17 protein-coding genes are annotated in these 20,252 nt (G+C 71.8%); 11 read left to right on the forward strand and 6 right to left on the reverse strand.

The features are described 5' to 3' along the window. Positions 1 to 394: 394 nt before the first annotated feature. Positions 395 to 2,020 carry a M4 family metallopeptidase gene (locus ACFZCP_RS39720; RefSeq protein ID WP_391439906.1) on the forward strand — a complete coding sequence of 542 codons (1,626 nt, stop codon included), beginning with the start codon at positions 395 to 397 and terminating at the stop codon, positions 2,018 to 2,020. Positions 2,021 to 2,476: 456 nt separating this feature from the next. Here the strand turns inward: ACFZCP_RS39720 and ACFZCP_RS39725 are convergent, their stop codons facing one another. Beyond that, on the reverse strand, positions 2,477 to 3,181 hold the full coding sequence (locus ACFZCP_RS39725) for a Clp protease N-terminal domain-containing protein (protein ID WP_391439620.1): 705 nt from the start codon (positions 3,179 to 3,181) through the stop codon (positions 2,477 to 2,479). 530 nt (positions 3,182 to 3,711) lie between these two features. Between ACFZCP_RS39725 and ACFZCP_RS39730 the strand changes: the two genes are divergently transcribed. The 9 genes from ACFZCP_RS39730 (at position 3,712) to ACFZCP_RS39770 (ending at position 12,900) form a co-directional block, all read left to right on the forward strand. Beyond that, complete coding sequence (locus ACFZCP_RS39730) at positions 3,712 to 4,698, forward strand: Ig-like domain-containing protein (protein WP_391439625.1); 987 nt, start codon at positions 3,712 to 3,714, stop codon at positions 4,696 to 4,698. A 951-nt stretch (positions 4,699 to 5,649) separates the two neighbouring features. After that, positions 5,650 to 6,750, forward strand: coding sequence for a M20/M25/M40 family metallo-hydrolase (locus ACFZCP_RS39735; RefSeq protein ID WP_391439627.1), 1,101 nt, complete (start codon positions 5,650 to 5,652; stop codon positions 6,748 to 6,750). Then, positions 6,747 to 7,646 (forward strand): lysine biosynthesis protein LysX, encoded by a 900-nt coding sequence (gene lysX / locus ACFZCP_RS39740; protein WP_391439633.1) that lies wholly within the window; start codon positions 6,747 to 6,749, stop codon positions 7,644 to 7,646. Before ACFZCP_RS39735 ends, lysX begins: the two co-directional genes overlap by 4 nt. Further along, a complete protein-coding gene (locus ACFZCP_RS39745; RefSeq protein ID WP_391439636.1) occupies positions 7,646 to 8,959 on the forward strand; it encodes a DegT/DnrJ/EryC1/StrS family aminotransferase in 1,314 nt (437 codons plus the stop codon). The genes lysX and ACFZCP_RS39745 overlap by 1 nt, the downstream gene beginning before the upstream one ends. Continuing rightward, positions 8,956 to 9,798, forward strand: coding sequence for a thiamine pyrophosphate-dependent enzyme (locus ACFZCP_RS39750; RefSeq protein WP_391439640.1), 843 nt, complete (start codon positions 8,956 to 8,958; stop codon positions 9,796 to 9,798). Before ACFZCP_RS39745 ends, ACFZCP_RS39750 begins: the two co-directional genes overlap by 4 nt. After that, positions 9,795 to 10,811, forward strand: coding sequence for a transketolase C-terminal domain-containing protein (locus tag ACFZCP_RS39755; RefSeq protein WP_391439645.1), 1,017 nt, complete (start codon positions 9,795 to 9,797; stop codon positions 10,809 to 10,811). Before ACFZCP_RS39750 ends, ACFZCP_RS39755 begins: the two co-directional genes overlap by 4 nt. A gap of 1 nt (position 10,812) precedes the next feature. Then, complete coding sequence (lysW, locus tag ACFZCP_RS39760) at positions 10,813 to 10,989, forward strand: lysine biosynthesis protein LysW (protein ID WP_391439652.1); 177 nt, start codon at positions 10,813 to 10,815, stop codon at positions 10,987 to 10,989. A 13-nt stretch (positions 10,990 to 11,002) separates the two neighbouring features. Then, positions 11,003 to 12,028 carry an N-acetyl-gamma-glutamyl-phosphate reductase gene (argC, locus tag ACFZCP_RS39765; RefSeq protein WP_391439911.1) on the forward strand — a complete coding sequence of 342 codons (1,026 nt, stop codon included), beginning with the start codon at positions 11,003 to 11,005 and terminating at the stop codon, positions 12,026 to 12,028. After that, positions 12,025 to 12,900, forward strand: coding sequence for a [LysW]-aminoadipate kinase (locus ACFZCP_RS39770; protein ID WP_362698552.1), 876 nt, complete (start codon positions 12,025 to 12,027; stop codon positions 12,898 to 12,900). Before argC ends, ACFZCP_RS39770 begins: the two co-directional genes overlap by 4 nt. On the opposite strand, the gene ACFZCP_RS39775 is transcribed toward ACFZCP_RS39770, so the two are convergent. Both ACFZCP_RS39775 and ACFZCP_RS39780 read right to left on the reverse strand, forming a co-directional pair. Then, positions 12,892 to 13,953 carry an acyl-CoA dehydrogenase family protein gene (locus ACFZCP_RS39775; RefSeq protein ID WP_391439657.1) on the reverse strand — a complete coding sequence of 354 codons (1,062 nt, stop codon included), beginning with the start codon at positions 13,951 to 13,953 and terminating at the stop codon, positions 12,892 to 12,894. The two genes, ACFZCP_RS39770 and ACFZCP_RS39775, sit on opposite strands and share 9 nt — an antisense overlap. A 1-nt stretch (position 13,954) precedes the next feature. Continuing rightward, a complete protein-coding gene (locus ACFZCP_RS39780) occupies positions 13,955 to 15,124 on the reverse strand; it encodes an acyl-CoA dehydrogenase family protein (protein ID WP_391439661.1) in 1,170 nt (389 codons plus the stop codon). 125 nt (positions 15,125 to 15,249) lie between these two features. Here ACFZCP_RS39780 and ACFZCP_RS39785 point away from each other — a divergent pair, with 125 nt between their 5' ends. After that, positions 15,250 to 18,498, forward strand: a complete 3,249-nt coding sequence (locus ACFZCP_RS39785) for an amino acid adenylation domain-containing protein (protein ID WP_391439666.1) — start codon at positions 15,250 to 15,252, stop codon at positions 18,496 to 18,498. On the opposite strand, the gene ACFZCP_RS39790 is transcribed toward ACFZCP_RS39785, so the two are convergent. Genes ACFZCP_RS39790 through ACFZCP_RS39800 form a run of 3 tightly spaced genes read right to left on the reverse strand, consistent with a single transcriptional unit; the run spans position 18,476 to position 20,225 of the window. Next, a complete protein-coding gene (locus ACFZCP_RS39790) occupies positions 18,476 to 19,231 on the reverse strand; it encodes a 3-oxoacyl-ACP reductase FabG (protein ID WP_391439673.1) in 756 nt (251 codons plus the stop codon). The genes ACFZCP_RS39785 and ACFZCP_RS39790 overlap by 23 nt on opposite strands. Continuing rightward, on the reverse strand, positions 19,228 to 19,422 hold the full coding sequence (locus tag ACFZCP_RS39795; RefSeq protein WP_362698537.1) for an MbtH family NRPS accessory protein: 195 nt from the start codon (positions 19,420 to 19,422) through the stop codon (positions 19,228 to 19,230). Before ACFZCP_RS39795 ends, ACFZCP_RS39790 begins: the two co-directional genes overlap by 4 nt. Continuing rightward, positions 19,419 to 20,225, reverse strand: a complete 807-nt coding sequence (locus ACFZCP_RS39800) for an alpha/beta fold hydrolase (protein ID WP_391439678.1) — start codon at positions 20,223 to 20,225, stop codon at positions 19,419 to 19,421. Before ACFZCP_RS39800 ends, ACFZCP_RS39795 begins: the two co-directional genes overlap by 4 nt. Between the last annotated feature and the right edge of the window lie 27 nt (positions 20,226 to 20,252).

The raw sequence follows: 20,252 nt of genomic DNA on the forward strand, positions 1-20,252 counted from the left end.
CGGTTTGGTGTCCTGCGCACTGTCGGACCCAGTTGGTGAAAACGCCGTGAGCGGCACGAGCCGCGGCCGGGCGTGCAGCCGGTATGTGGCCAGGGCTCGTCGCCCTCTGGCGCGGCTCCCTGTGCGAGCTGTGCGGGGAGCACTGAGTGCCTTTCGCCATGCTCGACTGCCGTCGGCCTTCACCGCCCTGATGGACCGTCCGGTTACCTCCGGGCTCCGTTCGTCAACTGGCAATTTTTCATCGACATCGCCCACGGCGTGCTGACATGTACCTGTCAGTTGTGTGATTCTTCTTCCACCGCTGCAGGAACACGAGAAGTTTCCACACCTCCGGTCGGCCCCACACCGGCTGGAACATTCCCCCCACAAAGGAGCTTGTGTGTCCTCCCGCAACATGCGTCATCAGCGCACTGCGTTGGCCGCGGCCACTGCCGTCGCGGCCGCGGCCCTCATGAGTCCCGCACTCACGGCCACCGCCACCGCCCAGCCCACGGCCGGCACCTCGCGCCTGGCCGCCGCGCCACTCGCGCTGTCGGCCGCTGCCCGCACCACCCTGATACAGAAGGCCCAGGCCGACGCCGCCGGGACCGCGCGGCAGATAGGCCTCGGCGCCAAGGAGAAGCTCGTCGTCAAGGACGTCGTCAAGGACGCCGACGGCGCCGTCCACACCCGCTACGAGCGCACTTACGCGGGCCTGCCGGTCCTGGGCGGCGACCTGGTCGTCCACACCGCCAAGTCCGGCGCGACGGAAGGCGTGACGCGAGCGAGCAAGGCCAAGCTGTCGCTCGTCTCGCTCAAGCCCCGGATCGCCGCGTCCGCGGCGCAGAAGCAGGCCCTGGGCCTGGCCAAGGCGGCCGGTTCGGCGAAGACCACCGCGGACCAGGCTCCGCGCAAGGTGATCTGGGCCGGCTCCGGCAAGCCCGTCCTCGCCTACGAGACGGTCGTCGGCGGCCTCCAGGACGACGGCACCCCGAACCAGCTGCACGTCGTCACCGACGCCGCCACCGGCAAGAAGCTCTTCGAGTACCAGGGCATCGAGACCGGCGTCGGAAGCACCCAGTACAGCGGGAAGGTGGACCTGACGACGACTCAGTCGGGCTCCTCCTACACCCTCACCGACGCCTCCCGCGGAGGGCACAAGACCTACAACCTCGACCACGGCACCTCCGGCACGGGAACGCTGTTCTCCCAGTCCAGCGACACCTGGGGCGACGGAACGGTGGGTAACGCGGGGACGGCCGCCGCCGATGCCGCCTACGGCGCGCAGGAGACCTGGGACTTCTACAAGACGGCCTTCGGCCGCAGCGGCATCAAGAACGACGGTGTCGGCGCCTACTCCCGCGTCCACTACGGCAATTCGTACGTGAACGCGTTCTGGGACGACAGCTGCTTCTGCATGACCTACGGCGACGGCTCCGGCAACAAGGACCCGCTGACCGCACTCGATGTCGCGGGCCACGAGATGAGCCACGGCGTCACCGCCAACACCGCGGGCCTGGAGTACAGCGGTGAGTCCGGTGGCCTGAACGAGGCCACCAGCGACATCATGGGCACCGGCGTGGAGTTCTTCGCCAAGAACAGCACGGACGTCGGTGACTACCTCATCGGCGAGAAGATCAACATCAACGGCGACGGCAAGCCGCTGCGCTACATGGACAAGCCCAGCAAGGACGGCAACTCGGCCGACTACTGGTCCTCCGGCGTGGGCGATCTGGACGTGCACTACTCGTCCGGTGTCGCGAACCACTTCTTCTACCTGCTGTCCGAGGGCAGTGGCGCGAAGACGATCAACGGCGTGAACTACGACTCGCCGACGAAGGACGGCTCGAAGGTCACCGGCATCGGCCGGGACAAGGCGCTGCAGATCTGGTACAAGGCGCTGACGACGTACTTCACGTCGACAACCAAGTACGCGGACGCCCGCAAGGGCACCCTCTCCGCGGCTTCCGACCTGTACGGCGCCTCCAGCGAGGAGTACAAGGCGGTTGCGGCGGCCTGGTCCGCAGTCAGCGTGAGCTGAACCCTGCACAAGTGAAGTGCGGCACCCGGGCACGCCCCGGGTGCCGCACGATTTCCGCGGTCGAGCGGTGTCGACAGCCGGCGGATTGCGATCGAGCGGTGCGGCAATCGCCTCGACCCGCGGCTCGCCACGGCCTGATGGTGCGCAGCGACAGACTCACGGTCGCCCACCAGGCCGCACTCCACCCGTGACCATCCCTCTATGGGCCTGCAGATGACCAGAGAGGCGCCCTGACTGACGGTTTCGAAGTCTGCTCCCGCAGGTGACCAGGGTTGCGGGACCTGACTGACGGTTTCGAAACGAGTCGGCGTATCGGCTGCTGCGCGTCTCACCCACCGCGCACTGCAGAGCCGTTGCCGAGGTCCATGGAGGGTTGGCGGCACGAGCGCACCGTCCCGTGCCGGGTGGGGTGGGAGGCCGTGTCGCTCCGGTCCTCCCCGGCGACTGATCGTTTCGTTACTGCTTGTCGCGCGCGGCGAGCCGTTCGGCGACCTCGGTCCTGACCGTCTCGTGCAGCTCGTCCGACGTGAAGCCGAGGTTGCGCAGGATCTGCGCGGCCGGGCCCTGCTCGGCGCGGATCAGGCCCAGCAATGTGTGTTCCGTACCGACCCAGTCGTGGCCGAGGTCGGCCGACGCGAGGCGTGCCTGCTCGATGGCCTCCTTGCTCTCCGGGCGGAACGGGATGTGACCCCGCAGCGCCTTCTGCCCGGCCGGCGGCAGCGCTTCCGCGATCGCGTCGCGAATGCGTTGCTCCGAGTCGGCTTTCGCCACCAGCACCTCGTACGCCAGGCCCTGCGGTTCACCGAGCAGGCCGAGCAGGATGTGTTCGGTGCCGATGGAGTCGTGCTTGTGCGTTCGGGCGGCCTCCTGCGCCAGCACGATGCTGTGCCGGTTCAGTTTGGTGAACCGATCGAACGGGGCGGGCGCGTGGCGCTGCTGGGCGGCCTGTTTGGACACTCCGATGGCGTCGCCGATCTCGGTCCACGACGCGCCGGTCTGCTTGGCCTTGCTCACGTAGTGGTCGATGAGCTGGTCACCGAGGTCCGACAGCGTCTGGGCACGAAGACGTGCCTCGCTGATGCGGGCCAGTTCGTTGGAGTCGGGGAGCTCTTCATCGAGGCGGGCGATCAGGTCGGCGAGGCTGATGTCGAGTGGGCTCATGCGTCAATCGTAAGTTGACGATACCGCGGCGTCAACTTGTAATTGACGCTTGTTTCGGGTGTGCTCCCGTAGTTTCGTGCGATGGTCCGGTGCGGCGGTGGGGGAACCGTCGCGACCGCTGGATCGCTTCGGAGGTGGCACTGTCGTACCGGGGCGGTAGCTTGCCGCCGTGGCAGACATCCATGAACTCTCCATCGCGGCGAATCTGCACGAGGGGCTCTCCGGCGAGGAGCTTGCGGAGCTTCGGTGGGTTGCGTGGCCATAGAGTCCTCGCCGCAGCCGCAGCCGCAGCCGCAGCCGCAGCCGCAGCCACAGCCGCAACTCATGGGCATGGGGCGGAGGCGCGATCGCCACAGGCGTCGTCCGGAGGGGGAGGCGACGATGCCGCGTCCCCCGGTGCTCCGATCCGGCGAGGCTCGCCGATTCTTGGGACACGCTTTACGCAATGCATGCAACTGCGGGCCCTGCCGTCGCAGTCTGACAGGGAGTCGGGCCCGTCGGGGCCGAAGTGCGAGAGAGCGGGGCAGGTCGTGGGACGGCGCAACGGCGGCATAGGGATCGCAGTCGTCACGGGTGCGATGCTGGTGGGCGTGAGTGCCTGCGGCGGGGGCGGCAGTGACAAGGCGAGTGGGAACGACGCAAAGGCGTCGGGCAAGCCGAACGCGAGTGCCTCGCCCACGCACACGAAGCCTGCGGGCCCGCCGATGCTGCTGGAGACGATCACCCCGCAGACGGGAACTACGGTCGGCGTGGCCATGCCGATCTCGGTGGTCTTCACGAACCCGGTCGCGGCAAAGGCACGGGCCGCCGTGGAGAAGCACCTGAAGGTGAGCGCCTCGCAGCCGGTGGCCGGCGCCTGGCACTGGCTGGGCGACAAGCGCGCCGACTGGCGGCCGAAGGAGTACTGGCCCTCCGGCACGAAGGTGAAGATCGATGCTGACATGAACGGTGTCAGCAACGGCAACGGACGCTATGGCGTGCGCAACTACACGCACAGCTTCACGGTCGGCGACGATGTGCGCGCGGATGTCTCGGTGACCGGCCACACCATGAAGGTGACCCGGAACGGCAAGACGGTGCGCACCCTGTCGATCAATGCGGGCAGTGCCCAGTATCCGACGTGGAACGGCACGATGGCCGTCATCGACAAGGAGGAGAAGGTCCACATGACCTCCTGCAGCGTCGGCATCAGCTGCGACAAGGGCAGCCCCAACTATTACGACCTGACGCTGCCCTGGGACGTCCATCTCACCCAGAGCGGTACGTACGTGCACTATTCGACCGGCGACCCCAATCCGGGCAGCGGCAGCGCCCGCGGCTCGCACGGCTGCGTGCATCTGTCCAAGTCGGATGCCGAGTGGTTCTACCACCAGGTCAAGCAGGGCGACCCCGTGACCATCACCGGCTCGTCCCGTGCCAAGGCCTCGGCCGACAACGGCTACGCCGACTTCAACCTGGGATGGGACCAGTGGCTCGCGGGCAGCGCCTCAGGGGAGCAGACGACCGCGACGCTGTGACACGCTGCTGCGGTGGCTGCGCCAGTCGGCATTCGATGATGTCGACGGCGCAGCCACTGCCGTACTGGCAGTACTGGCCCTTCATCCCGATCGGGAACGGCTGCTGCCCCGGCACACACCACCCCTCCAGCTGTGGGCCGGCCCTACGAACAGGGCAAAGAACTCCTGCATGAGTGCTGCCGGCTCACGTGCCGCACCTGCTCCCGACGAGTGAAGTGCACCCGCCATCCCGTGATCGACATGGCGCTGGACGATACCGCGGACAGCTGAGCAGCGCATGACCGAGGCGGGACGGTCGGCGACTGCGTGATCCACCCCGCGACCCGAGGGGTGTGCTGCCGGTTCGTGTACCGACTGCCGCTGCCGACGGCGACCGGGCCGCACCCGGTCGGGGCGATGCGCCCTCCCGGATCCTCTCCCTGGCGCACGATGTCGCCCACCGGTCTGATCGCGCCGACGTCCCCCCAACGTGCGCCGTGATGATCCGGTCTCCTTGTGGGCGTACTCGGGGCGGTCGTCCGGAACCTCGCGTGACGGACCGCCGGTGCGGAGAGTGCCAGGGGATGCCGAAGACAAGCCAGTCGATGAATCAAGGTGTTTGTCGGCCGTTTTCTCTGAGGGGCACGACCAGTGAAATCCCGCCAAGTTCAACGGAGTTGATCGAAAAGCGGCAGAGGCGATCATGTCTTGACCGACTCGGTGCTCGGCGCTTAGCGTCACGGCAGACGGTGGCCCGGGGGACGCGCAGAACATCGCCGAAACCGGGTGCGGAACAAACGGGGGAATAATCCAATGAACGACCGTCCGGGGTGGTATCGGCCGGTCGCCGCAGAGCGCATGCCCTGTCGGCGCGGCCACGGACTGCACACATCACGCGGCGCCGGGTGTCCGCCCGGCAGGAAAGGCCGCGCCCTGCACGCACCCGGCACGCTCACGGTGCGGGCCTGAGGCGTGCGCGGACACGACGAAACGGCATTGCTGCGGCGCATGGTGGAGATCGCGTCGGTCACCGGCGACGAGGACCGGCTCGCCCGTCTGCTCGTCGACGACATGGCCGCGCTGGGCTTCCGTGCCCACCGTGACGCCGCCGGCAACGCCGTCGGCGAACTGGGCGGCCCCGACGGGCCGCTGATCCTGCTCCTCGGCCACCTCGACACGGTGCCCGGCGACCTCCCCGTCCAGGAACGGGACGGCAAACTGTACGGCCGCGGCACGGTGGACGCCAAAGGCCCGCTCGCCACCATGATCTGGGCGGCACGGCGCGCCTGGGCACGCTGCGACGCCCGCCTCATGGTGGTCGGCGCCGTCGGCGAGGAGGGCTCCTCACCGGGCGCACACCATCTGGCCGGCACGGTCCGGCCCGACGCGGTCGTCATCGGCGAACCGAGCGGCCTGGGGACCGTGGTGCTCGGCTACAAGGGAATCGTGCGCTGGAGCGTGGACGTCACCCGCCCCGGCTCGCACACCAGCTCACCCGGGCCGAGGGCGGTCGAGGTCGCCGCCGATCACTGGGAGACCGTGCGTCGGCAGCTCGCGGCGGACTGCGGTGGGCGCTCCGCCTTCGACCGGCCCATCCCCGCCCTGGTCGCACTCCATGGAGACCTGACGCACGCCAGAGCCGAGATCTCCTGCCGCGTGCCGGTCGGTTTCGACCGGGACGGGTTCCTGGAGGGGCTGCGCGAACTGGCAGGACCCGACACCCTCACCGTCGCCGAGAGCCTCCCGGCAGTGCGTTCACCGCGTACCGATCCCGTGGTGTCCGCGCTGCGGGCAGGCATCCGGCGGCACGCCGGAACACCGACCGACAAGGTCAAACTCGGCACCTCCGACATGAACGTCGTCGGCCCGGTGTGGAACGTCCCCATCGCCGCCTACGGTCCCGGTGACTCCCGGCTGGACCACACCGACGAGGAACACCTGGACCTGGCCGAGTACCTCACGGCGATCGACGTACTGGCCACGGCCGTCGAGGAGTTGGCTCTCGCACCGTCCCTCGCCGGGACCGGCCCGCGGGCCGCCGGTGCTGGTGCCGGTCGGGAGACGGTCCGGTGACCGCGTCGGACGACGCGCGTGCGCCACAGGAAGCCATGCGCGACCTCCCGCCGAGCCTTGCCGTGATTGCGTCCCGGATCACCGTCGAGGAGAAACGCATCCTCGACGAACTCGACCGGCGCCGCGTCCCCTACGACGTGCTCGATCCGCGGACGGCGGTCTTCCGCCTGGACCGGCCCCGGGCACCCTGGTCGGTGGCGCTCGCCCGCGAGGTCTCGCACCACCGCAGCCTCACGGTGGCACGCATCCTGGAGCACGCGGGCGTGACCGTCGTCAGCAGCGCCCGGGCGATCGCCCTGTGCGGCGACAAACTGCTGACCACGCTCGCCCTCCAGGCCGCCGGGATACCCGTCCCGCGGTGCCTGGTCACCGCCGTCCCGCAGGCTGCCCTCGATGCCCTGGACGACTTCGGCTACCCCTCGGTGGTCAAGCCGCTGACGGGTTCGTGGGGCAGGCAGGTCGCCAGGCTGGCCGACCGTGACGCGGCCGAGGCGGTCCTCGAACTGCGCGAGGCGCTCCCCGACCCGCAGCAGCGGATCACCTACGTCCAGGAGTACGTGGACAAGCCCGGCCGGGACATCAGGGCGCTGGTCTTCGGCACCGAGGTGATCGGCGCCGTCTACCGTGTCTCCGCGTCCTGGCGCACCAACACCGCCCGCGACGCACGGACCCTGCCCTGCCCGCTCACCCCGGAGCTCGTGAGCCTCGTGACGGCCACTGCGGCCGCGATCGGGCCCGGAGCCTACGGCATCGACGTCCTGGAGGACGCCGACGGCCGGCTCCTGGTCAACGAGGTCAACCACACACCGCAGTTCCGCGGCGCCGCCGAAGCCCTCGACGTCGACCTGGCCGGCCGCTACGTGGACTACCTGACTCAGCAACTGGTGAGGAACTGATGGCCAAGTCACGGCTGGCAATGTTCGGCGGGTCCCGCACCGTGGAGGCCGCAGCAGGTACCTCGGCCCGGACGGCCTGGCCCATCGTCACGGACACCGAGCGCGAGGCGGTGCTGGGCGTCCTGGACAGCGGCCGCTTCACCTCGGTGGAACGCGGCGAGGTACAGCTTCTGGAGCAGGAGTGGGCCGGCTACACGGGCGTACGCCACTGCGCGGCCCTGTCGTCGGGAACCGCCGCCATCGAGCTGGCCCTCGTCGGCGCCGGGCTGGAACCGGGCGCCGAGATCCTGGTCCCCGCCTTCTCCTTCATCGCCACGGCGTCCGCGCCCGTGCTGCGCGGGCTCGTCCCGGTGTTCGTGGACATCGACCCCGTCACCTACACCCTGGACCCGGCCGCCGCGGCGGCCGCCGTCACGCCCCGGACCAGGGCCGTCCTCGCGGTGCATCTGCACGGACTGCCCTGCGACATGGACGCCCTGCAAGCCCTGGCCGACCGCCACGGCCTCGTCCTCGTCGAGGACGCGGCACAGTCCCACGGCGCCACCTACCGGGGCAGGCAGACCGGTGCGCTCGGGGACGTGGCCGCCTTCAGCCTCAACGCGTCCAAGAACCTGCCCACGAGCGGCGAGGGCGGACTGCTCACCACCGACGACGACGCCCTGTACGAACGCGTCGTGCTGCACCGGCAGTTCGGCGAGGACCTGAACGGGCGCGGCGAGCGCGCCTACCTCTCCCACGTGGTCGCCGGCAACGCCAAGCTCAGCAGCATCCAGGCCGCCTTCACCCGTGGCCAGCTCTCCCGGCTCGACGAGCGGCACGAGCAGCGCGACCGCAACGTACGACGCTTCCTCGGACGGCTCGCGGAACTCGACGGGCTGGTCACCCCCCACTGCCCGGACGACCGCACGCACGCCTGGTTCCAGCTGCGGCTGCGCTTCGACCACCAGCGGATGGGCTGCCCCGACATCGCCCCGGGAGCGCTGCGCAGCGTCCTGCAGCGGGCGCTGCGCGCGGAGGGCGTGCCGGTGCGGCCGTACCAGTCACTGCCCCTGCCCGCCCAGCCCGCACTGCGCGACCTGCCGGGGACGCAGCCCTACCGTCCCGAGGACCACCCCGCCACGCTGGCCCTGATCGAGGACTCCCTGACCCTGCAGCGCTGGCACCTCAACCCGGCCTCCGGACCGCTCCTGGACCGCTGCGCCGACGCGTTCGAGAAGGTGTGGGGCGAGCTGGACCTGCTCCTGCCCGTCGCCCGGTCGACGACGTACGAACCCCTGTGGCGGCAGACCGGCACGGCGGCGGTGGGTGCATGACTCACACCGGCATCAGCACCGGGGAACTGGCCGACCGGGCCCACCGCGCCCGCGAGGCCGTCCTGCAGATGGGCGCGAGCGAGCACGGCACGCATGTCGGGGGCAGCCTGTCGGCCGTCGACGTGCTCACCGTCCTGTACGGAGCGGTGCTGCGGGTACGGCCCGCCGAACCTGAATGGGCCGACCGCGACTGGTTCGTGCTCAGCAAGGGCCACGCCGCCGCCGCGCTGTACGCGGTGCTCGCCGAGCACGGCTACTTCCCGCCCGAGGAACTGGCCACCTACGCCCAGCGGCACAGCCGGCTGGCGGGGCACCCGCTGCGCCGCCTGCCCGGCGTGGAGTTCCCCACCGGATCACTCGGCCACGGGCTCTCGCTCGCCGCCGGAGTCGCCCTGGCCGCGGCCCGCACCGGCCGCAGCAGCCGCGCGTTCGTCCTGCTGGGCGACGGAGAACTGCAGGAGGGCTCCAACTGGGAGGCCATCATGGCGGCCTCCCGGTACGGCCTCGGCAACCTGACCGCCGTCGTCGACCGCAACGGCTGGCAGATCAGCGGCCGTACCGAGGAGTCCGTGGGACTCGAACCGCTCGCCGACCGCTGGCGCAGCTTCGGCTGGGCGGTCGCCGAGACCGACGGGCACGACCTGGACGGCCTGCGGTCCGTGTTCGGGGCGGTGCCCGCCGACCCGGACCGGCCCACCGTCGTCATCGCCAGGACCACGAAAGGCCGTGGAGTGCCCCTCTTCGAAGACCGCAAGAAGAGCCACTACGTACGGCTCACCCCCCGCCTGCACGAGCGGGCGCTGGCGGGGCTGCGCGCCCGGCGAAGGAATCAGGCGTGACAGCGGCCCAGGACAGCCCCCTGTCCATCCAGGACTCGTGGGCCGAGCTGTACACGGACACCGCCCGGGGCGTCCACCGGCGGATCCTGCTCGAACTGGCCCGCGGCGACGAGCGGATCTACTGCGTGGACTCCGACACCGGCGGTTTCGAGGACGACTTCGCGGCCGAACTGCCCGGCCAGTACGTCAACGTCGGCATCGCCGAGGCGAACCTGCTCGGCATGTCCGCCGGACTCGCCGCCGCCGGGCTGATCCCCTTCGCCCACACGATGAGCACCTTCGCCACCACCCGCGCCCTGGAGCAGCTGAAGCTCGACGTGGCGGGCAACAACCTGCCCGTGCGGGTGGTCGCCACCCACGGCGGCCTCTCCGCCGGCCACTACGGCCCCTCGCACCACGCCGTCCAGGACCTCGCCATCCTGCGGACGCTGCCCCACCTGACCGTCCTCGTACCGGCGGACGCCGGCGAGACGGCCCTCGCCGTGCGGGCCGCCGCCCACCACCCGGGCCCGGTCTATATCCGGCTCGGCCGCAACGCGACACCGCAGATCCACCACGAGCCCTACGACTTCCGCATCGGCACCTCCGTGCAACTGGCCGACGGCGACGACCTGACCGTCGTCGCGACCGGGCCCCTGCCCGTCCACTTCGCGGGCGGCGCACGGGAGGTGCTGGCGGAGCGGGGCATCGCCGCCCGGGTGGTGAACATGCACACCATCAAGCCCCTCGACCGGGCCGCCCTGCTGCGCGCCGCGGCGGAGACCGCCGGCATCGTCACCGTGGAGGACCACCTCGACGCGGGCGGGCTCGGCGGTGCCGTGAGCGAGGTAGTGAGCGCCGAACATCCCTGCCGGGTCCGCCGGGTCGCTATCGCGGACCGCTATCTCGACACCGTCGGCGACGAGCGGGAGCTGCTTGCGGACGCGGGCGTCACCGTCGACCGCATCGTGACGGAGGCGCTGACCCTGCTCGACCCCGCACGGACGGACCACCCCAACCCAAGGAGAAGGTGACATGGCCACAGCCACAGCCACGTGCCCCAGCTGCGAGAGCGACGTCGCGCTCGACGCCGCGCCCCGGCAGCACGAGATCGTCGAGTGCGGGGACTGCCACAGCGAGCTGGAGGTCCTCAGCCTCGACCCTGTCCTGCTGGCGATGGCGCCCGAGGTCGAAGAGGACTGGGGTGAATGAGACACGGGGCGGGATGATCCGGGCGGGCATCGTCGGCGCGAGCGGCTACATCGGAGGGGAGCTGTGCCGGATCCTGCTCGGCCATCCCCGCCTGGAACTGGTCGCGCCGGTCTCGCGCAGCCTCGCGGGCCGGCGGGTCGACGGCGCCCACCCGAACCTGCGCGGTCTGACCGACCTGGCCTTCAAGGCGCCCGAGGACGCGCCGGAGTGCGACGTGATCTTCCTTGCCACGCCGCACCGGGAAACCATGGGCATGGTGTCCGACTGGGCCGGCCGGACGGACTGCCTGATCGACCTCAGCGCCGACTTCCGCCTGCGCGATCCGGCCGTGTACGAGCGCTACTACGGCGCCCCGCACACCGCCCCCGACCTGCTGCCGTCCTTCGTCACGGGATGGCCCGAGCAACATCGCAAGGAACTCGCCGACGCCGACCGGATCAGTGTGCCCGGCTGCATGGCGAACGCCGCCGTCCTGGCGCTGTACCCCCTCGTGGCGGCGGGGCTGATCGGGGAGACGGCCACCGTGGACGGCCGGATCGGTTCCAGCGGCTCGGGATCCGGGGCCGGGGCGATGAACCTGCACGCCGAACGCAGCGGTGCCCTGCGGGTGTTCGCGCCCACAGGCCACCGCCACGAGGCGGAGGTGGCGCAGGCCACCGGCCTGACCGTGCGGATGAGCGCGACCGGCGTGGAGGCCGTGCGCGGCGCACAGGTGCTGTGCCGGGCCCTCCTGGTGAACGAGGTGCGCGAGGCCGACCTGCGCCGTGTCTACCGCGACTGCTACGGCGCGCAACCCTTCGTCCGGGTGGTCGCCCAGAGGCGCGGGCTCTACCGGCTGCCCGAGCCGAAGATCCTCAGCGGGTCCAACTTCTGCGACGTGGGCTTCGCCCTCGACGCCGACCGCGGCGAGGTCATCGCCGTCGCGGCGCTCGACAATCTGGTGAAGGGAGCGGCCGGCAACGCCGTGCAGTGCCTCAACATCAGACAGGGCTGGCCGGAGCGCCTGGGGCTGGAGTTCCCCGGGCTGCACCCGCTGTGAGCGCGGCCCCGTCCGGCACGCCGGACATCGTGGTGGTCAAGTGCGGGGGCAGCGGCGCGCTGGACGTCGACCGGCTCTGCGAGGACGTCGCGGAACTGACCTCGCTCGGCCGCGACGTGGTGCTGGTGCACGGCGGTTCCGCCGAGATGAGCCGCCTCGCGGACCAGCTCGGTGTACGCCTGCGCCACCTCACCGCACCCGACGGCGTGGTCACCCGCTACACCGACGCGGCCACCCTCGACGTGCTCACGCTCGCACTGACCGGCCGGGTCAAACCCGCGCTCGTCGCCGCTCTCGGCCGGCACGACGTCCGCGCCGTCGGACTGACCGGGCTCGACGCCGGGTTGCTGCGGGCCCGCCGCAAGAAGGCCGTACGGGCGGTGGTCGACGGGCGGCGCACCATCGTGCGCGACGACCGCAGCGGCCGGATCACCGACGTGAACGCGCGGCTGCTGCTGGACCTGCTCGCCGCCGGCATCGTCCCGGTGGTGTCGCCTCCGGCGCTCGCGGAGGACGGAGAACCGGTCAACACCAATGCCGACCGGGCCGCAGCGGCCGTCGCCGGGGCGCTGCGGGCACGCTCCCTGGTGTTTCTCACGGGGGCACCCGGGGTGCTCACCGACCCCGAGGATCCCGCCAGCGTGCTGGACACCTACCCGGTGCCGGCGCTGGGGGAGCGGGCACCCTCCTGGGTGCGCGGCGGGATGACCGTCAAGCTGGTCGCGGCCCGCGAGGCACTGCTCGCCGGGGTGCCGGAGGTGTGGATCACGGACGGCGGTGCCGCCCACCCGCTCAAGGCCGTCTCCGGCGACGGTCCCGGCACCAGGCTCACGCTGCCCGGGCCGCCGCCGGTCGACCTTCCGTCACCGTAGCCGCAGCGCTCCCGCCTCGCGCCACAGCGAGGTGGGGGCGCCCCACCGGGTCGCCTCGACGGCGGCGGTCCGGTAGTGGCGCTGGACCGCGAAGTCACCGGTGATGCCGGCGGCACCGTGGACATGCACCGCGTGCGCGGTCACCTGGAGCGCGAGCTCCGCCGCGTAGGCGAGCGACTGGGTGGCGCCGACGGCCGCCGGCCGGCCGCCGTCGGCGTCCCACGCGGCCTCGTGCACCAGCAGGCGCACCGCCTCCAGATGCGCGAACTGCTCGGCCAGCGGGAACGCGACGGCCTGGTTCTCACCGATGGGACGGCCGAACTGGTGTCGGTTCGCGGCCCGTTGGACCGCAAGCCGATGTGCGCCGCAGGCCAGACCCAGCAGATGGGCCGCCTGCCGCAGCCGGGCGCGCACGAGGAGGGGCGACGGCCGGCCGTCGGCATCGTGCAATGGCTCCGACAGGGCCTGCGCCGGGACTCCGGTCAGCGCCAGCCGCCGGACGCCTTCGCGCCGGGTGGCCGTGCCGGCCAGTCCGGGGGCATCGGCGGCCACCACGGCGAGCACCGTGCCGTCGGCGGTCCGGGCCGGCACGACGTGGAACGCGGCGTCCGGCGGGGCGGCGGGCAGTGCGCACTCGCCGTCGAGTGCCCAGCCTTCCCGGCCGCGAGCGGCCCGGACCCCGGTGCCGACGCCCAGCCCGGCGCCGGTCTTGCCCGCCCCGAGCAGCGGCAGCACCCGGGTCAGAGCGGCGGATCGGGAACCGGGTCCCTCGCCCTCGGGCGCCCGGACGATGTCGGCGAGCACCGCGTGGGCCTGGTAGGGATCGGGTGCCGCCAGGCGGCCCAGTTCCTCGCACACCGGCACTGCGCAGGCGAGGGGGAACGCCAGACCGCCCATCGCGTCGGGCAGTTCGAGGGCGAACAGATCCAGATCGGTGAGCACACCATGGACCTCGGCCGGATCCATCCGCCCGCCGGGGCCCGCCAGCGGGTCGAGTCGGGCGCGCAGGGCCCGCACCAGGTCCCGCTGCACCTCGTCACGTTCGAGATGCATGTCAGTGCACCTCCGGGGCGGCCGAAGGGGCGGGTTCGGCGGCGAACAGGAACCCGGAGATCGTCTGCAGCATCATCTCGGACGTGCCGCCGGCCACCGTCAGCCCCGGCGCCTCCCGGTAGGCGCCGTCCAGGGCGTCGGCCAGGTCGTCGGGGGCGTCCGCCGCATGCCGCGTCATCGCCCAGCGCGCGACGGACGCGGCCTGCTCGCTGGCGTACCACTTGGCGGTGGACGTCCGGAGTTCGTCGAGCCGTCCGGCGTCGGCGGAGCCGACACAGCGCCAGGCCAGCAGGGCCGCCGCGCGGGTTGCCGCACCGTGCCGGCCGATGTCGGCCAGCCAGTCCGCGGCCGGACCGGGCTCCGGAGCCGGTCCGAGGGTGAGGCCCGCGCAGCCGGCCGCGTACCAGCGTTCGGCGCGCAGGGCGAAGTCGAAGCCCGTGCGCTCCAGCGGAAGCGCCTCGGCCAGGACCGCCCAGCCGTCGCCGACCTCGCCCACGACGGCGGCCGGGCCGACGCGAATGCCCTCCAGCTCCACCCGGTGGAACTGCTCGTCGGCCATGGTGTCCAGGCGCTCCACGTGGACGCCGGGCGCGTGCATGTCCACGAGGAAGAGGGTGAGACCTGCGTAGCGCGAGCCCTCCAGGGAGGTGCGTGCAGCGCACAGGCCGTAGTCGGTGATGCCGCTCTTCAGGTTGAAGATCTTGACACCGTCGATCCGGTAGCCGTCCTCGACGGCGACGGCCCGCGTGGTCAGCGCGCTCAGGTCGGAGCCCACGTCGGGCTCGGTGTAGAGGACGCTCGCGAACCGCCGGCCGGCCGCCAGTTCCGGCAGGATCCGCAGTCTCTGTTCCTCGGTGCCGGCGAGCAGCACCAGTTTGCCCACGGTCTGGATGCCGTTGACGAAGAGTGTGTCGGGGACGCCCGCGCGCATCATCTCCTCCACGGCGAGCGCCGCGTGGGCGGCTGTTTGGCCCTGGCCCCCGTAGCGGCGCGGCCAGTCCACCCCGAGCAGCCCGCGCTCCCCGAGCAGCCGGTAGAGGTCGCGTTCGTCGGGCTCGCGCTCGCGGCTGTCGCGTAAGCGCGCCAACTCCGTTGCCACGGCGTCGGACCGGAGCTGCGTCCGGACCCGGTCGCGGAACTGTGACTCGTCGGCACTGTGGCCGAAATCCATATGTCCCCCCGTGTGTGGATCATATGCGGGGCACTCTCCCGGATCCCGGGAGAACACCGCCGACGAGCCTAGTCCATGGGATCGTGGCTCGTCCTGGAGTTCGATCAGGGTGATAGCGTGGGAGAATGCCGCGACTTGACCGGACGGCCGACGACGGTGCGAGCGCGCTGTCCGCCGCGCAGCAACGGCAGTGGATCGCCGACCGGGCGGTCACCGAACCCCCCGACCACGTGGTCCTGCGGTGGCGCGTCCGCGGCTCTCTCGACACGACGGCCCTGCGGGCGGCGCTGACCGCCCTGCTGGAACGGCACCCGGCGCTGCGCACCCGGCTGAGTCCGGACGGCGCCGTGCCGCAACCGACGATCTCCGCGGATCCCTCCAGCGAGCTTGCCTTCGTCGGTGCGACCGATGCCACCGGAAGACCGGACGCCGTCGCGGCCGAGACCGTGCGGCCCTTCGACCTGAGCGCCGGCCCGCTGGTGCGAGCCGTCGTGAGCGAGAGCGCGGACGTCACCGCACTGACCCTCGTCGTGCCCCGCATCGTCTGCGACCCCCACTCCGCCGGAGTGCTGCAGACCGATCTCGCGGACCTGTACCGCGCCGCCCTCACGGGTTCGCCCGCGCCCCGGGAACCCGCCGGGCGGTTACCGGCACGGCGGTACGCCCCCGAGGAGCTGGACGCCCAACGGGCCTTCTGGCGCGACCGGTTGGCGGATCTGCCGCCCTTCGTGGACCTGCCGGCCGACCGGCCTCGGCCCGCGGTGCACACCCAGCGCACTCGTACCGTCCTCTTCGACGTCCCCCTGCGCCTCGTGCACCGGCCGGGCGACACGGAGCCCTCGCGGACGGCCGCCTTCACCGCCTTCGGAGCCGCGCTCGCCGCGCTCCTGATCCGTTACTCCCGCTCCGGCGACATCGTGTTCGCCACCCAGACGCCGGGGGCCAGAGAGCCGGGAGCGGACGGTGTCGTCGGCTGCCTGGCCCCTCTGCTGCCGCTGCGCATCGACGGCCGCGGCGATCCCTCGTTCCGAACCCTGACCGAGATGGTCCGCGAGGCCGCACGGACGGCGGTCGCCCACTCCGCCGTCCCCTTCCAGCACCTGGTCGCGGACCTCGCCACGGACCGGGAACCGAGCCGGCACCCGATCGCCCAAGTGGTCCTGGATGTCAGGCCGTACGCGCAGCCCGACGCCGCACAACCGGACGCTGTACAATCTGGCGCCGTGCAGCCGCACGCTGCGCAGCCCGATGCCGCACAACCTGACGCCGTGCAGCCACACGCTGCACAGTCCGACGCCGCACAAGCGCACGCCGCGCAGCCGGATCCGGACCGGGGACTGTGGCCGGAACTCGCCGCCTCGGCCCGTTCCCCCTTCGACCTCACGGTGACCGTCGCCCGCGCGGGGGACGCCTATCACGTCGGCTTCGCCGGCACCGCGGACCTGTTCTCCGCCGACGCCCTCGAACGCGCTGCCGGTCACTTCCGCAGGCTGCTGACCGACGGACTCACCCATGGCGACCGACCCCTGTCCCGGCTGACCATGATCGGCCGCGACGAGCGACACCTCGTCGTCGAGGCCGGCAACCGGCCGGAGCCCGTCCCCGGGGCCACCATCCTTGACCTGTTCTCCGAGCAAGTGTCCGCCCGCGGTGACGCCACGGCCCTGTGGAGCCCGCCGCACCACAGCTCGTACGGTGAACTGGACTGCCTGGCAGAGGAGTTGGCGGACCACCTTGTCCGCCTCGGTATCCGTCCGGACGACCGGGTGGCCGTCCTCCTGCCACGCGCCCCGCAGCAGGTCGTGGCGCTGCTCGCGATCCTCAAGGCGGGTGGCGCCTACGTCCCGCTCGACCCCGCCCACCCACCGGAGAGGCTCGATTTCGTCCTTCGCGACAGCGCCGCCCGGCTGGTGCTGACCGACGGGGAGCTGTCCGGACGACTGCCCGGCGCCGTCCAACGCCTGCATGTCGACGCCCCGTTGCCCGTACCCGCCGCGCAGCGCCCGAGTCGTCGGCCCGGGGTCGCACCGGACAACCTCGCCTACCTCATCTACACCTCCGGCTCCACCGGAGTCCCCAAGGGCGTCGCGGTCACCCACCGCTGCGTCGTGCGCCTGGTCCGAGGCCTCGACCGGATCGGCCTGTGCCCCTCGGACACGTTGCTGATGCTCGCCCCCACCGCCTTCGACGCGTCGACGTTCGAGGTGTGGGGCGCCCTGTGCAACGGCGCCCGGCTGGCCGTCCACCCGCCCGGCCAGGTCGGCCCGCGCGAACTCGCCGTCGAGCTGGAGCGGCTGGGCGTGACCGTGCTGTGGCTGACCGCCCAGCTCGCGAACATGGTGGCGGACGTGCAACCCGAGGCGCTGCGCCCGCTGCGCACCCTGGTGGTCGGAGGTGAGGCTCTGTCCGTTCCGCATCTGCGCGCCCTGCTGGACGCGCACCCCGGGCTGAGTGTCGTCAACGGCTACGGCCCGACCGAGACGACCACCTTCGCCACCACGTATCCCGTCGTGGCGGACCAGCTGGACGAGGCGGCCGGCGTCCCCATCGGTCATCCGATCGGCGGCACCCGCTGCTACATCGTCGACGGCGCCGGCCGGCCCGCGCCGGTGGGGGTCCTCGGCGAACTGCTGGTCGGCGGAGCCGGGGTGGCCCGGGGATATCTGGGGCGGCCCGGCCTGACCGCCGAACGGTTCGTCCCCGACCCGTTCGGGCCGCCCGGTGGCCGCCTGTACCGCACCGGTGACCTGGCCCGCAGACGCGCGGACGGTGCCATCGAGTTCGCCGGCCGCATCGACGACCAGGTCAAACTGCGGGGCTTCCGGATCGAGCCGGGAGAGGTCCGCACGGTCCTGGCCGGTCACCCGGCCGTGCGGGACGCCTTCGTCGCCGTCCGGGGAACCGGCCTCGCGGCCGGGCTGGTCGCGTACGTGGTACCGCACGCCGAGGGGGACACACCCGACGCCGCCCTGCGGGCGTATCTCCGTGAGCGCCTGCCGGAGCCGCTGATCCCGGGGCGGTTCGTGTTCCTCGACCGGCTGCCGCTGACGGTGAACGGGAAGGTCGACCGGCGCGCGCTGCCCGATCCGCTGCCCGGCCGGCCCGGCGCGGGCCGGCTCCGGGCTCCGGCCTCCCCGTGGGAGAAGGCGGTCGCCGACGTCTGGGCGTCGGTGCTGGGCCGGTCGCCCGGTGCCGCGGACGAGGACTTCTTCGCCCTTGGGGGAACCTCCCTCGACCTGCTGAAGGTGGCCGCCGAACTGGCCGAGGGCCACGGCACCGTCGTACCGCTGCGCACCCTGTTCCGGCTGCGCACGGTGGCGGAACTCGCCGCGGCCCTCGAAGCCGGTGCGGTCAGCGCATCGGACCGCCGGTGACATAAAGGGTGTGCCCGGAGACGAACCCGGCGTTCTCCCCGACGAGGAACGCGACGGCGTTCGCCACGTCCTCGGGCTGTCCCACCCGGCGCACCGGGGTCTGCGAGGCCACCATCTGCTGGAGCCGGGTGAAGTCCATCCCCATGCGCTCGGCCGTCCCCTTGGTCATGTCGGTGACGATGTAACCGGGTGCGACGGCGTTCACGGTCACCCCGTGCGGACCCAGTTCGATGGCCAGGGTCCGGGTCAGACCGTCGATCCCCGCCTTGGCGGCGGAGTAGTTGGCCTGGTCGCGGTTGCCCAGCGCCGAGGAGCTGGAGAAGTTCACGATGCGCCCCCAGCCCTGCTCCAGCAGATGGGGGCGGATCGCCTGGCACATCAGGAACGGTCCGCGCAGGTTCACGTCCACGACGGTGTTCCAGTCGTCGAGCGAGAGGTCCTCCATCGGCCTGTCCCTGATGACCCCCGCGTTGTTGACCAGGATCACCGGAGGCCCCAGCTCGGCGGCCACCGTGGTCAGGGCGCCCTGGACCTGATCCGGGTCGCCGACGTCGGCGACGACGGCCCGGGCGGTGCCGCCGGCGGCGCGGATGCGGTCCACGGTCTCGGCCGCGGGCCCGGCGTCCCGGTCGAGGACGGCGACCGCGGCACCGTCGGCGGCCAGCCGCGTCGCGGTGGCGGCACCGATGCCGCGCCCCGCGCCCGTGACGATCGCTACGCGTGCTGACGTCATACGTCCCTCGACTCCATCCGCTGCCGCAGGCTCAACGGCCGCATGTCGGTCCAGACCTCCTCGATGTGCGCCAGACACTCGTCCTTCGAGCCGCGCACCCCGCTCTCCCGCCAGCCGGCCGGCACCTCACGGTCGGCCGGCCAGATCGAGTACTGCTCCTCGTCGTTGACGACGACGGTGTAGGGCGTCACCGGGAAGGATCCTCGTCGTGCGCAGGGGCCTCGGTCACGGTCAGGGCGGAGCGGATGATGCGGGCCACCTCCGCGCCCTGCTCGACCAGATAGAAGTGGTCTCCGGGCAGCAGGTGCGCGGTGCAGCCACCGCGGGTCACCTCGGCCCACTCGCTCACGTCCCAATCGGCGGACGTGAGATCGTCCTTGCCGTTGAGGACGGTGATCGGTGCCTGGACCGGCGGTCCCGCGACGAAGCCGGTCAGCACCAGTCCGAGGTCGGCGCGGATCACTCGCAGCACCATCTCCCGCAGCTCCGGGTCGCGCAGCAGCGCCTCGTAGTTGGGTGCGCCGGTCGCGCCGAGCGCATCCAGGATCGTCTCGTCGGACGAGTCGGTCGGGAACGCGGCCGCCGGCCGCTGGGACGGACCGCCGTGGCCCGAGACGAAGACATGGGCCACCGGGGTGCCGGCCGCCTCCAGCGCACGACACAGATTCATGGCCAGCACCGCGCCCATGCTGTGTCCGAACAGGGCGATCCGGCGGAACCCGGCCCGGCTCACCACGCCGGTGAGTTCCGCGACGAGCGTCGGCTGGTCGGTGAACGGGGGCTCGAACAGCCGTGTCTCCCGGCCCGGCAGCTGCACCGGGACCACGTCCACCTCGCTCTCGGCCGCGGCCAGCCAGGCGCGGTAGCTCGATCCGTTGCCGCCGCTGTGCGGCAGGCACAACAGCTGCGTGTCACTCCAGGTGCGGTCGAGGCCACCGAGGAACCAGCGGTCCAGGTCGCCCTTGACCGAGCCCGGTCGGGTCTCGGCTCTCATGCTCCACCTCCGTTGTCGGCAGGATTC

It is taken from the genome of Streptomyces sp. NPDC007971, from assembly GCF_042958635.1.
Taxonomy (GTDB): domain Bacteria; phylum Actinomycetota; class Actinomycetes; order Streptomycetales; family Streptomycetaceae; genus Streptomyces.